Below are 14,383 nucleotides of genomic sequence, written 5' to 3' on the forward strand. Positions count from 1 at the left end.
GTATCTTAGACTGATGAATATTCGACTAGATGTAGTGGTCAAAGATGTGGTGGGTCTGACAGGACTTAAAATTATTAGAGCAATTGCTCTAGGCGAAACTGACCCAAAAAAATTAGCTAGTCTCAGGCATTATAACTGCAAGAAAAGCGAAGAGGAAATAGCTAAAGCGCTACATAGTAATGAACGTAAAGACTTCCTTTACGCTCTTAAAGACGAATTGGATACCTACGAGTTCATTCAAAAGAAAATCAGAGAATGTGATGACCAAATTGCTAAGAAACTAGACGATATAATAGGTAAAGATCCTGAAAAGCAAGAACATCACATCGATAAAAAACCATATAAACGCATCAATAAAAACACCCCAAAAGATATTGACATCAATTTAAAATCCTATCAAATGTTTAAGGGTACAGACCTACTTGCTATCGAAGGTATGAGCTATAATACTGTCCTTACCATTATGAGCGAAGTAGGATATGATGGCATCAAGAAATTTAAGACCGCAAAACACTTTACATCGTGGCTAAGACTCGCACCAAACAATAAAGTCAGTGGTGGCAAAGTGCTATCCAGCAAAATTGGAAAAGGTAGTAGCAGACTCAAAATAGCACTAAGAAATGCCGCAAACTCTATTGGAAACCTAAAAGACAGTACACCTTTAAGAGATTTTTTTCATAGAATAAACTTTAGAAAAGGACGGGTATCTGCAATTACAGCAACAGCAAGAAAATTAGCCGTTATAATCTGGAATATGGTCACTAAAGGAATTGCATATCAAAATCCAGAAGGCTATCTCTACCTCGATCAAAAAAGAAAACTAGGACTAGTGAAAAGAATTAGAAAACAAATTGATAAATTTGGATTAACTAATGATGATTTGCAAATAACTGTAAATCAGTAGTGTAATTTTACGTTAGTCAGAATTTTATATTGTACAGTCTGAATGTTATCAGGAATTTGAAGTGCCCAGGATACATTGGTATTGCCAGCAGCTTTTACCGAGAAATCCTGGCTGATATTGGTATTCTGTAAATCAGTATTAATAGATTTTCCTGTAAGCGCATCTGTTAATTGTAATTCTATGACCCCGCTAAGATCTTTTGTAGAAATATTAGAAACCTTAGAACTGAATACAATTTTGTCTCCTTCTCTTAAGAATCGAGGAGGATTTGGCAGAATCATTAATTCTTTTTGAGTTACTGTTTCCAACATAGTAGTTGCTGCATGCAATTCTTTTGTATGCGCTACTAACTGTAGTTTCCATTTGGTCAGCGCTTCAGGAGCAGTAAAATTAAAACTTACATTTCCTTCGGGGTCTGTGGTCAAATGCGGAAAGAAAAATGCGGTTTCCTGTAAATTTTTTCGAATTTTGACACCTTCTAATACAGTTTTTGTCGTTTTATCTTTTGCCTCCGTACTGGCTGTATTAGATGTGTCTTTCTCTTGGTTAGAGATAGAGGCGACCTCTTCTAACTGAGCCTCATCCTCTACCATTTCCATAGCATTAGACATAGCAGCTTCTCTTCCAGGAGCAGCAGCGCTTTTCATTTTTATACCAGATGATAGCCCTCTTAGTCTATAATTATTGCTTTGTCCAAAATACAATCCAAACCAATTCAACTGGTCATATCCTTGTTGAGTGAAACCTGTATGTTTTTGATTTGTATTAAAGAGTCTGAAATTGGTTGTTTTAAAGCTGTTGTTTCCTTTTCTCTTCGCATAAGAGTAATATATAGGTCTGTTTATAGGATTAAAAGACCAATCGTGCATTCTAAATTGATCCAGAGAAGCATCATACATGCCAGCCAATAATTCTGCAGTAACTTTGTCTCCTTTTGGCCCTTTGACTGTAAAACTCCAGATTTCCTCTTGTCCGGGTTTCAGCTTGTCTCTAAAGGTTTTAGTTTCTATGCTCAATTCGGTTGATTCATAAGGAACTGCTATTGGTAACACACCATTTTTATGATCATTATACGTTACTAAGCTGTATGCTACTGCGAAGCCTCCCAAATTTTCTTTGTTTACGGGTATTTTTATCGTTTTACTATTGTTTGATAGTTTGATCAGTTTGGTTTCAATAATTTCATGATTCTTTTCTATATCCAGGGTAACGGTTGCATTTTCTGAGGCCGAACTTACTTTTAGAACTACTTCTTCTCCTGATTTATAAGAAACCTTATCTGTCGTGATTTCAAATAGCTGATGATCTGCAACCTTCTTGTCTGATTGATCAACTACAGAAACATATTTAATATCTTTTACTTCCTGACCAAATCTGTCTTTGGTAGTTAATTCTATAACATAGTTGCCAGATTCCCATTTTTTTGTATTTCCTAATGCTATTAGCTGATTTCCTTTCTTCTGGTTTTTGGTTTGTTGAGTATCATATTTTTTTTCCAATACTAGTTGTCCTTTTTTCCAGTTTCTATGATCATCTTCATTTTGATACGCATCGTGCGGGAATAGTTTTTTAAATTCTTCTTTTGTCAAACTAGTATAATCTGGAGCTTTCCAAGGTCGCGATCGCAATGTATACTCAGGAGATTGAAGTTTAAAAATTTTGATAGCCCCACTATTTGCTACGAATTTATCATTCAAATTTTTGGTCGTAATATTCAGAGAGTTATCTTTTTTCGTTTTTTCAACCGTCGGGGAGATGCTTATGTCGGCCGTTAAGGCATGATACCCAACATTCACAATAGTTGTTGTACTTCTGGTTTCGCCATTAATATCAATAACATCCGCAGTTACTTCATAATTAAAAATAGGCTGATCGTCTTTAGAAACATTTTTATCAGGTATGGCAGCAAAGGTGATACTATACTCGCCAGTATCATTAGTTCTAGTCTCTCCGTGTGTGATTTCCTGTGATTCTACAGTATATCTGGGAAACCAATAGCACCATTTGGGATATTGCACTTTTCTGTGTACCCGGTATACTACTTTGGCATCCGTAATATTGCTTCCTGCATAGGCAATGGCTGTTCCTGTTAGTTTGATACTGTCATTAACCTTATAGGTTTCTATAACGGGTTTAAAGGTAGTTTCAAACTTAGGTCTTTTGTATTCTTCTACAGAGATGTAGGTACTATTATAATTATGAGTCTGGATAGTATAATTTCCTGTAAGACCTGAAGAAGGCAGTATAAATTCTCCTGCAAAAGAACCATACTCATTGGTGGTGAAATTTATATTTTTTATTTCCTGCCCATTTACATCTATTAGTTTTGCGAAGGTCTCTTTTCCGGATGTTACTTTTGGATCTTCTTTACCTATAGATTCCATCATAATTCCTTTAAAATATACTGTTTGTCCAGGTCTATAGATGCTTCTATCTGTAAATAAGAAGGTGGTGTAGCGTGTTTGGGTATCTGTATTGTTTCGATCAGGGTATTGGTTGATATAGTAATTTCCAAAAAAAGCTGTATCTGTTCCACTGCTTACTGTGGCCATTACGTTATAGTAGTTGCCTTTTTTACTAAAAGATGCTTCGCCTTTCTCGTTTGTAGTAATTGTTTTATTGAGGCTGTTTCTATGATTATCAGTGGTAAGAAGAATACTTGCTTTAGGAATAGGACTACCATTATTTCTGTTCACAACCTGAAACTTAGTTTCTTTGGTTGTCTTGTTTTCTAATAAAGTAAGGTCTGTTACCTGGAGATCACCAAATGAAAAGGTATGTTCTTCATTGAGATCTTTTGCTGTAGAACCTACGATAAGGTATTCTCCTTGTGCCAATGCAGGTACGGGGATTTCTGTACTGTGATTTTGGTAGTCTTTTTCGTTAATTAAGGAGGAATCCCAACTTGTTACTTCGGTAAGTTTGCTCAGAAATTCTATTTGTTCTTTTTTTCGATACTTTTTCTGAAGCGATTTTAGTTGATTTTTATCTATTTTTAATACTTTAAAATAGAGTGCATTCAGATTTTTATAATTTACTAAAATTTTTGAAGGCTGCTTTATGGGGATATATTTTTCTAATGTAATTGAATTAATAGTCTTATTAAGGATTTGTTCTTTAAGAGAAATACAATTTTTTGTTCCTTTGGAATCAGGAAATCCTGAAACAGCATTTTCACATATTTCTAAAGCTTTTTTTAATTCCCAGCGGTATGTGTCATTTTCTTTGGGTATATATGTTGCTGCCTGTTCTCGATAGAGATTGGCAATTTCATAATCATATAGGGTAGAAGAGGGACTGTTTTTATATTTTTCTTTTTCAGAAAGTAGAGTCTCTAATAATACGGTTTGTTTGTTAGAAAAGGTAGCGTGGTCATCAACAAAATTTAAGCGTTCAATATTTATAGCAATTAATGCATCAGCTTGTTTGTCTCGCTTATGGAAATTAACAAGGTTTTGGTATATCTTTATTGCATGAAATTGAAGTGATAGCGAATCCTGCGTAGTAATTTTTACTCTAGAAAACGGTTCGGCTTCCTCCATATATTCTGGTGTGTCAATCTCAAAAGCATATGCCGGTTTGGTAATACTCGTTTCTGAAGTTTTATAAAACGCTAAGGCATTATGGGATAAAAAATCATACAATGTAGACCTATAAATTTTAGAGTCTTCTTGCTGAGTAAGAATATCATTGAATTTAGTAAGATCAGTTTGCTGCGCCAAAACTCCATTTTGAAGAGATTTCTGATAATATAAGTGGATTTCGGAAAATAAGGTTTCTAAATCCCAGGTTCTGAAATCTTCCGGATCTACTTTTTCAGAAGTTTTGGTTCGGTTATAGAATTTCCATCGGTTTTCCTGAAAGTATTGCCAATATAGGTTTGCCAAAATACTTTCCAGAATATTTCTGCTAGGAAAAGCAGTTTCTTTGATCTCATTTTTTAACTCTTTGATAATACTTAATTGCGCGTTCTCTTCCAGGGTTAACGTATACTTTGCTTTATAGATAAAAGCTTTAGTAATCTGGTTAGCGTTTTTATCTTTTTTTGCCTTGTTATGAATAACCTCTACTACTTCCAGTGCAGATTTAGGTAATCCTTTTTTATCAAAATCTTCTATTTTTTTCCAGTCACTTTGATAATCTTGTGCTATCATATAATAAGCATTAGTAATGAAGAGTATAAAAACTAAGATGATGTGCTTTTTCATTTTTTTATAATAATTTGTTATCGGTTTACCAAGCAAGCTTTATATCATAAAACTCACAATAGATAAATAAATGTATAAAACTACATAATAGAAATGAGCATTGGCATTATTAATTAAATTAATAAGCCAAAACATACATACTATTTGGATGTAAATAAACAACTAAACCAAAACTAATAAAACGATGAATTAGGGAAAAGCTTGTATTGCTTAGTGAAAGGTTAGAATTGATGAGTAATCTTATCTCGAATTAGGTAAAAAAGAAAAAATCTGAACGGATTTCAGCCATTTTTCAGGAAATAGAAAAAGTCAAGACAAATTTCTACAATATCAATATAGAAATTTGTCTTGAATAATATACTTCTATAATGCTATCTGTATACTATTATTTAAAATAAATTTTGGTGTCAAAATTAGTATATGAAATTAAGGTAATACAATATTAAACCAGAAGTTAAAAGTGTCCAATTTTGACATAAAAATAGTAAATGCCGATTGACTTCCTTCAAGTTCCATTTCACCACTATCTATTAAATCTTGGACTGTAGATTCTCCAGACATTAGCTTATCAAAACTTATTCTCTTAGTTGTAATAGTAGCAGTAACATTTTCAGAGACATGTTTATCCATTCTAGGGGTGACAGCTCCATTACTTACGATAAGAGCTAATCTATGAGGTATTCTGTTGCCTTCTTGTGTAAGATTAATATTAAAATTGTAATCTAGATTAGAGTTTTCAGTTCCTTTGAATTGCATTCCGAGATAGTTAAAATATAGTTCGTTAGACATTCCTGCAGTCATATCAGGAGAAGCTGTACTAACAGATTCTGTTTTATGAATACCATTTCGTAGTTCTTTGGCTCCTGTCAAATAAAAATTTCTCCAGGGACCGGATTCTGCCTGATACCCCAATTGTTCGTAGGTGTCGGCCAGGAGATAACGTGCCTGGGTATTCGTAGTATCTGCAAAAACTAGATTATTAACTAGTTCAGCTACCCATTGATACTCTCCTCTATCAAAAGATTTCTGAGCAGTTTCTAGTAATTTTGAAGCTCCTCCAATTGCTTCAACATATTTTTTACCTGATTTTTTAGGTGTAAGTGGGTTTAGGTTAGCTGGATTTCCATCAAACCATCCAAAATATAGTTGATATTGAGCTTTTGTATTATGCTTTACAGTACCATAATAGTCTCTATTATAAAATTCATTACTCAAGGAATCTGGCAATTGAATCATGCTGGATAGTTCTCTGGGAGTGTATCCTTGATTAGAAAGTCTTAAGGTTTGGTCGTGTATATATCTATAGGTGTCTCTTTGTTTTTTTAAAAATTTGAGAATGTTATCGTTCCCCCATGTAGGCCAATGATGTGATCCAAAAGAAATTTCGGCTTGATCTCCCCATTTAGAGATTGATAAATCAATGTATTTACTCCATTTTTGACCATTTCTCACTTGTGCACCTCTGAGAGTATACAAATTATGAAGAGTATGACTAACGTTTTCTGATTGACAGAAAGCTTTTAGATCTCTAAAGTAAAACATCATTTCTGCTGGAGCCTCTGATTCTGGAGTATATATAAACTCGATATTTACGCCATCGATATTCATAGATTCTCCTTGTTCTTCTTTAATATCTATAGTGGGTTCTACAATACCTGTTATACCATTAGATGTAGTGGTTCCCAATCCACTTCCTAAAGTTCCTAATGTATCTTTAGTCATTATGTTTCCATACATGTATGAAGCTCTTCTACTCATGGCATTACCAGCCATAACATTTTCACTGATAGAGCTATCAAAAAAACCTTCAGGAGCTAGTATTTTATAATCATCATCTATAAAATCTGTAAGCCCTCTGACTCCGCCGAAATGATCTACATGAGAATGTGTAAAAAGAATGGCTTTTATTGGTAAAGTACCAAAATTTTTATTGACTAGTTCCATTGCTTTTTTTGCAGTGGCAGGAGTTGTCAGAGGATCAATTACTATCCATCCATTGTCACTTCTTACTAAGCTCATATTAGCTAGATCATACCCTCTGACCTGTAAAATACGATCATCTTTTACTCTAAAAAGCCCGTGAATAGCATTTAATTGGCTTTGTCTCCACAAACTTGGGTTCGTTGTTGTAGGGTGAGAGCCTTTAATAAAATCAAATAAAGAAGTGTCATAAGAGAGACTTCCGTCAGGGTTGATTATTCTTGATATTTTTAAAGTATCAATAAGTCCTTGATTTGCATTAATAAAATCTGTAGAGTCTTCAAAATTTAATTTGGTCAATAATTCATTGTTCTTTTCAATGGTGAAATTGGAAGCTTTTTTTTGATTTTTAGTTCTAATAATCTGAGGTAGTGTAGTAGGCGTATTATTACAACTGTAAATGATTGTAAGAAAAGCAATGATGAAAGTGATTCTAATTTTTCTCATTTGATATATATGATTTGTTTATTACTAGATGATTGTATTTGCAGGTAGAAGATAAAATTAAAGATGTATGGTTTTGAGGAGATTAATTTTTAGGTTACATAGGGTAGTAATTCATGTATTGTAATCGATGGTGTAAAAAAATAAATGGAAAGAGGTATTGATGTGTGGTTCGTTTGTAATTCATAGTTGTGCTAGAGATGTCCATGTTTGTGAAAAGTCAAGAAAAGTATTATTACGATATAGAATTTTAATAAACAAGGATTTATTTTTGTGTCTTTTTTTAAGAAGATTGTGACGTGTGTTTTAAATAGTTGTTTATCAGTTAGTTTGTTGTGCAGTGTGTTTGTGCTGAGTATTTGTGGTATAGTATGTTTACTTTTTTAACGTAATGTTTAAAATAGAAAAACAGTATTAGAGTTTTTAGTTTTTGTAAGATTTTAAGAATAGATTTGTTTTATTCTATTGTAGATTTTCTTATGTTGGTAGTTAACAAAATGAGAATAAAGTATTATAGAATATGATTACTATTATGCTTATAAAAAAGATATTGTCTTAGCAATTAATTTTATATTTACATTCAATTATATAATTAGACTATGCGCGTACATTTTATTGCTATCGGAGGAAGTGCAATGCACAATCTGGCAATGGCACTATATCAAAAAGGAGATGAAGTAACAGGTAGTGATGATGTAATTTTTGAACCTTCAAAATCCAGATTAGATCGTTATGGATTATTACCTAATGAATTTGGATGGTTTCCTGAAAAGATTACTACAGATATTGATGTGATTATATTAGGAATGCATGCTAAAGAAGATAATGAAGAATTGAGGAAAGCTCAGGAGTTAGGGTTAAAAATATATTCATATCCAGAGTTTTTATATGAACATTCTAAAAATAAAACCAGAGTAGTTATTGGAGGATCACATGGTAAAACGACTATTACTTCTATGATTTTACATGTGTTGCATTATCATGATAAAAAAGTTGATTATATGGTGGGTGCACAGTTAGAAGGTTTTGATACTATGGTGCATTTAACAGAGGAGAATGATTTTATGGTGCTGGAAGGTGATGAATACCTTTCTTCTTCGATTGATAGGAGACCAAAATTTCATTTGTATCAGCCTAATATTGCTTTGGTCAGTGGTATTGCCTGGGATCATATTAATGTGTTTCCTACTTTTGATACTTATGTGGATCAATTCAGGATTTTTATGAATTCTATTATTAATGGAGGAGCTTTGGTATATAATGAAGAAGATATAGAAGTGAATCAGTTAGCAGAAGCTACAGAAAATCCAATTCGTAAGTTTGCATATAATACACCAGAATATCATGTAGAAGATGGAGAGACTTTATTATTAACTCCAGAAGGAGCGATGCCAATTGAGATTTTTGGAGGACATAATCTTAGTAACCTCGCTGGTGCTAAATGGATTTGTCAGCACATGGGGGTTGATGAAGATGACTTTTATGAGGCTATTTCATCTTTTAAAGGTGCATCAAAGCGATTAGAGAAAATTGCAGAAAGTGATGTTGCAGTAGCCTATAAAGATTTTGCACATAGCCCTTCAAAGGTAAGTGCTACTACAAAAGCAGTAAAAGAGCAATACCAAAATAAGCGATTGATAGCTTGTCTGGAGTTGCACACATACAGTAGTCTTACTGGAACTTTTCTTAAAGAGTATAAAGGAGCGTTGGATGCAGCAGATGAGGCAGTGGTTTTTTATTCTCCTCATGCTATAGAAATTAAAAAATTAGAAGCAGTATCTGCGAATCAAATCGAAGAAGCATTTAATCGGGATGATCTTATCATTTACACAAATCCTGAAGAATTCAAAAAATATTTATATCAAAAAGATTTTTCTAATTCAGCCTTGTTATTAATGAGTAGTGGTAATTATGGAGGATTGGATTTTGATGAAGTGAAAGGAATGATTTAAGACTAAAAGTGCTTTTCAAATAATCCATTTACAAAATCTGTAATGTTTTTTTGATTATTTTTAATCAATTCTTGTTTTGCATTTTCTATATCTGCCGGAACCTTATCTTGGCTAAGTTTAAATTTTCCTTCCCATTGTTGCACTTCGATTTCGAAGCAATGTATGTGAGGAAGTAGACGATCCATTCTTGTATCGTTTATAGATAAAGTAAAATTTTGATTAGGAGTTTCCAGAAATTCTGTCATAGTAATTATAGATTTTTTGATGATATCAGAGTCTTTAATTTCTGTTACTATCCCGATAGCGTGCGCAATAATATAGTTCCACGTAGGCAATTGATTTGTGGTATATATAGAAGGAGATATATAGGTCTGAGGCCCTTGAAAAATACAGGTAACAGGATAATCATCCTTTAATAGTTCTACATGAGGGTTGTTAGCATCTATGTGTCCTACAAGTTTCTGTCCGTGAAGAATAACGGGAGCGTGTGTTATAAAAGGTGTTTTGTCTTGTGCTGAAACCAAAACTGCGAAAGGATATTGTAAAGCAACTTTTTTTATATTCTCTAAGTTGTGTTCTTGATGATGTTTTGGAGGATACACAAAAAAACTTATTTGTTATACATTAAATTGTTGTAAATGGTGATCCAGATGTTTGTATTGCATCTTACCCCATTGCTCATTAGTGAAGGCTCCAAACATTGGATGTGGCTCCCATTGAGATACATTTCTTTTTTCAGAAAATTCTTTTACAAGCTCAAGCAATGTCTTTTTTTCTTCATCAAAAATTTTAAGATCTACTACTTTTAATTTGGGATGCGTTGGTAAGTTCTTTCTCCAGGGTTTGTCATTGTATAATGACTTTTTAAAAAACAATTTTGCCATAAAACTTGGTTTCATAGCAGGATGCTGTTTTTTTAAAGCAATTTTTAATGGAAATTGACAATGATGTAACATTTGAGATACGTCCATTTTACCCCAATTGGGAGTGCTGGTGTTCGACAGTGCATCAATGCGATCTGCTATCTCATCTTTTGAAGCTTCATTAAAAAGGGATTTCATTTCTGATGTTTTACTATGCTGATACTCAAAAATAGCAGATTTATTTTAAAATTAAGCATAGAAACGACTTGCCATCATAAAATAGCTCACTTTTTAATGTTTTTAGAAAGTAGAAGTTTATTAGCCTACCTTTTCAAAAACAAGCTTAAGCACACCGTCTAAATCACTATTAGCAGAAATATCAGATGGAGTTCCCAAATTAATCATTACGGGTTGATTCTTGATTTTTCCTCTCAGGAAATATTGAAAAGTAGTTCCAGATTTAAATTTATAACCTTTAAGGGGTGATCCAAACGAAGTGAAGATAACTTCAGTTTTAGAAGAACTACTAGCAGCAAATGCTTCTATTGTAGCGTCAAAAACAGCTGATAACATATCATCACTATAATAATCCCATTTGATGGATGTTCCATTACATGCTTGTAATTCGTATTCAGATTGCGCTTCGCAACCTCTTGGAACTTGTATGTGGTTTCCTACTAAATTTAAAAAGCCAATACGTTTGCTATCTTGTCCATAGAAACTTATAGTAGCAAATAATAATACAAAAGTAAAAATGTTCTTCATAAATAGGTTAATTTGAAGTTGTTAAATTCTATATTTTAGACTTAGGATCGTCAAATATAGTAAAACTTTCATTTTCAAACAAATATCTGGTCAAAGAATCTAGGTTTACAAGAGGGCTTTATGTTGGAACTCAAATATTTTGGGGAATAATATATTGTATTTGAGATAAATAGTTTATACTTATGGCATAAAAAAAAGTAGGTAAAGTGTATAAAAATAAATAAATGAGTAAATATAATTCTTCATTTTCTATCAAGGAGTGGAGTGAAAATGATCGTCCAAGAGAAAAATTATTGGTTAAAGGGAAGAATTCATTAACTGATGCTGAGCTAGTTGCTATTTTGATAGGTTCAGGAAATAGGGATGAAAGCGCAGTTGACTTGAGTAAAAGGATTTTGGCGAGTGTAGGTCATCAAATAAACTCTTTAGGGAAATTATCTGTAAAACAGTTAATGGATTTCAAAGGAATTGGAGAAGCAAAGGCAATTTCTATTGTTGCCGGATTAGAATTAGGTAGGAGAAGAATCGATGAAGATGTCCCTCAAATTCAAAAAATTACTAGTAGTAAAGATGTTTTTATGGTTCTAAACCCTTTAATTGGCGATCTCGAGCATGAAGAGTTTTGGGTGTTGTATTTGAATAATTCAAACAAGATACTACAAAAAAAGCAGATTAGTATAGGAGGGAAGACCGGAACTTTGGTTGATCCGAGAATTGTATATAGAGCTGCGTTGGATTTTGGAGCTACTTCTATAATTTTGGCGCATAATCACCCTAGCGGTTCTTTAATACCTAGCCAATCTGATAAGAATTTAACTCAAAAATTAAAGCAAGCAGGAATATGCCTGGAGATAAAACTACTAGATCACTTAATAATTACAGAAAAAAAATATGTTAGTTTTGCTGATGAGAAGATTTTGTAGTTTCTTATATCATATTGATTTTTGATATGTTAAAAAAATAAGAAAAAGTAGGGTTAATTCTTATCTGCTTGTTTATAGTAGTTATCATTGATAATGATGATCTCCTGAAGATGGGAAGAGAAGTGGTTATAAAATTCTAAGTTCAAATAACTTTCTGGATAGAAAATTGAGAAAGAATAGTCTTAATAAGTCTATTTCTGATTTGTTTCTGTACTGATTAGAACCATTTGGATTGACAAATTTGATAGTAAGAAAATAGGATGCGTGCTAGTATGTTTATAAATAAAAAGTAAGATTAGTTAGATCATCACCTTGATAGTATGGTATTAATTTATGTTCACAAAATTACTCCTAGAATCTCCTATGTGTTTAAGCATATTTGCAAGCGCATTTTAGGATGTGAAATTGATTTTACATCTAAAATAGAATCTTTTATAGCACACAAGGGTTCTAAATTTTCTTATGGTAAACAACCGCTGGGAAAAGAACTGTATTTTCAGAGTGTAGATTTGCTTTTTGAACAGGGATTTAATGAAGTAGCGATACAAGTTCTTCCCTGGGAAGATACTCAGTGTTTTTTTCAGGTTAAGAATCCTAATTCTGCATTACCATTTGATGTATTTGCCGCAACATTTTATTTATTATCGAGGTATGAAGAATACCTTCCACACGTAAAAGACGAACTGGGGCGTTTTGAAGCTACAGAAAGTGTAGCATACGTTCATGATTTTTTAAAAGATCCTGTAGTAGATATTTGGGCTTATAAATTCAAGAAAATCATTTTAGAAAAATACCGAGATATTAAGTTTAAAGAAAAAGAATTTAATATCATACCGATTGTAGCGGTTTCGCAGACATTTGCGTATTGGCAGAAAGGTATTCTAAGATCTATTGGAGGTGGATTGAGAGATTTATGGAACTTGAAACTGGGAGAAGTAACGGACAGAATAAAGGTTATTATGGGGCTAAAAAAAGATCCGTATAATACTTTTGATTTTATAATAAATTTTCAAAAAACAAAAAAGAGAAAGGCTATTATATTGTTTGGTTTGGGAGATTACTCTAATTATGAGAAAAATGTAAATTATAATAAACCAGAACATAGAGAAGTTATAAAACATGTTTCAGATTATATTGATGTTGGGCTTAAGGTATCTTATAGTGCTATTTCGGATGTAACAATTTTAAAAGAAGAAAAAAAAAGAATAGAAGGGATCGTAAACAGACAACTAAAATATTCGTTATGTTCTTTTTATAAAATAAAATTGCCTGAGGCGTACAGAAGTTTTATAGAACTAGAGGTAGAAGAAGATTTTTCTATGGGATATCCTGAACATTCTGGGTTTAGAGCCGGAACGTGTACACCTTTTTTGTTTTATGATTTGGATTATGAAGTGCAAACTCCATTAACTGTTTATTCTTTTTGTTGTACTCCCGGAAGTTTTGAAGATTTTAATAATGAAAGAATGGTAAAAGAAGAGGTGATTTCTTATATGAAAAAAATTAAAAAAGTTAATGGAACTTTTATCTCTATTTTCAGTAATGGTCTTTTTAGTGAACTTAATACTCAGACTTTTTGGAGATTAATATTTAAATTTATTTGGGATATAGATGAAAATAGAAAAAGTTGATCATATTTTTTTTGATCTGGATCATACACTTTGGGATTTTGATAAGAATTCTTCACTGGCATTTCAGATGCTGTTTGAGAAATTTGAAATTGGCATTCCTATAGAAGAATTCTTAAAAGTATATCAGCCAATAAACATGAATTACTGGAAGTTGTACAGAGAGGAGCAAATAACACAAACAGCATTGAGGAGAGGACGTCTGATAGATGCTTTTGATGTCTTTAAGGTGTATTTACCTCTTCATATTATAGATTCTTTATCAAAAGATTATATATCTTTTTTACCAATCAATAATTATTTAATTGATGGTGCCAGAGAATTATTAGAATATTTAATACCAAAATACCAGTTACATATTATCACCAACGGGTTCAAAGAGGTTCAGGATACAAAGCTCATTAATTCCAGAATCAAGAACTTTTTTAAGACAGTTACTGATAGTGAGCAGGTTGGAGTTAAAAAACCTAATCCGGCTATTTTTGAACATGCGCTTGAGGTTTCTGGTGCAGATGCAGGCAGAAGTTTAATGATAGGAGATAATTATGAAGCTGATATTATTGGAGCTGAGAGTCTAGGAATCAAAACAATATGTTTTAATTACCATAAAGAGAAATTACCAGATGAATCGATTCAAGTTTCAGAATTGATGCAAATAAAAAAATACATTTAGTAATAAATATTTGTATCTTTTCGTTAACATTAAATAATCCCCC

10 protein-coding genes are annotated in these 14,383 nt (G+C 32.4%); 5 read left to right on the forward strand and 5 right to left on the reverse strand.

What is annotated here, in order from left to right; all coding sequences use genetic code 11:
• On the forward strand, nucleotides 1-904 hold a 904-nt coding region (locus F0000_RS10640), incomplete at its 5' end, for a transposase (RefSeq protein ID WP_149624707.1).
• Here the strand turns inward: F0000_RS10640 and F0000_RS10645 are convergent.
• Together F0000_RS10645 and F0000_RS10650 are read right to left on the reverse strand one after the other, a co-directional pair.
• The gene (locus F0000_RS10645) at nucleotides 898-5,112 is read right to left on the reverse strand and encodes an MG2 domain-containing protein (RefSeq protein WP_149624708.1); all 4,215 of its coding nucleotides are present in this window, start codon (nucleotides 5,110-5,112) and stop codon (nucleotides 898-900) included. The genes F0000_RS10640 and F0000_RS10645 overlap by 7 nt on opposite strands.
• Before the next feature lie 426 nt (nucleotides 5,113-5,538).
• Nucleotides 5,539-7,539, reverse strand: a complete 2,001-nt coding sequence (locus F0000_RS10650) for an alkyl/aryl-sulfatase (protein WP_149624709.1) — start codon at nucleotides 7,537-7,539, stop codon at nucleotides 5,539-5,541.
• Nucleotides 7,540-8,135: 596 nt separating this feature from the next.
• Here F0000_RS10650 and murC point away from each other — a divergent pair.
• Nucleotides 8,136-9,488, forward strand: coding sequence for a UDP-N-acetylmuramate--L-alanine ligase (gene murC / locus F0000_RS10655; RefSeq protein ID WP_149624710.1), 1,353 nt, complete (start codon nucleotides 8,136-8,138; stop codon nucleotides 9,486-9,488).
• 2 nt (nucleotides 9,489-9,490) lie between these two features.
• On the opposite strand, the gene F0000_RS10660 is transcribed toward murC, so the two are convergent.
• The 3 genes from F0000_RS10660 to F0000_RS10670 all read right to left on the reverse strand — a co-directional run bounded on the left by F0000_RS10660 (nucleotide 9,491) and on the right by F0000_RS10670 (nucleotide 11,116).
• A complete protein-coding gene (locus tag F0000_RS10660) occupies nucleotides 9,491-10,090 on the reverse strand; it encodes an FMN-binding negative transcriptional regulator (protein ID WP_149624711.1) in 600 nt (199 codons plus the stop codon).
• 15 nt (nucleotides 10,091-10,105) lie between these two features.
• Nucleotides 10,106-10,549, reverse strand: a complete 444-nt coding sequence (locus F0000_RS10665; protein WP_149624712.1) for a DUF1569 domain-containing protein — start codon at nucleotides 10,547-10,549, stop codon at nucleotides 10,106-10,108.
• Between the two features lie 120 nt (nucleotides 10,550-10,669).
• Nucleotides 10,670-11,116 carry a hypothetical protein gene (locus F0000_RS10670; RefSeq protein WP_149624713.1) on the reverse strand — a complete coding sequence of 149 codons (447 nt, stop codon included), beginning with the start codon at nucleotides 11,114-11,116 and terminating at the stop codon, nucleotides 10,670-10,672.
• Nucleotides 11,117-11,340: 224 nt separating this feature from the next.
• Here F0000_RS10670 and radC point away from each other — a divergent pair, with 224 nt between their 5' ends.
• From radC to F0000_RS10685, 3 genes are all read left to right on the forward strand, one after another.
• Nucleotides 11,341-12,039 carry a DNA repair protein RadC gene (gene radC, locus F0000_RS10675; protein ID WP_149624714.1) on the forward strand — a complete coding sequence of 233 codons (699 nt, stop codon included), beginning with the start codon at nucleotides 11,341-11,343 and terminating at the stop codon, nucleotides 12,037-12,039.
• A 320-nt stretch (nucleotides 12,040-12,359) separates the two neighbouring features.
• Complete coding sequence (locus tag F0000_RS10680; protein ID WP_149624715.1) at nucleotides 12,360-13,670, forward strand: polysaccharide deacetylase family protein; 1,311 nt, start codon at nucleotides 12,360-12,362, stop codon at nucleotides 13,668-13,670.
• Nucleotides 13,651-14,340 carry a YjjG family noncanonical pyrimidine nucleotidase gene (locus F0000_RS10685; RefSeq protein WP_149624716.1) on the forward strand — a complete coding sequence of 230 codons (690 nt, stop codon included), beginning with the start codon at nucleotides 13,651-13,653 and terminating at the stop codon, nucleotides 14,338-14,340. Before F0000_RS10680 ends, F0000_RS10685 begins: the two co-directional genes overlap by 20 nt.
• Nucleotides 14,341-14,383: the final 43 nt, after the last annotated feature.

The sequence above is a fragment of the Aquimarina sp. RZ0 genome (genome assembly GCF_008370685.1).
GTDB lineage: Bacteria > Bacteroidota > Bacteroidia > Flavobacteriales > Flavobacteriaceae > Aquimarina.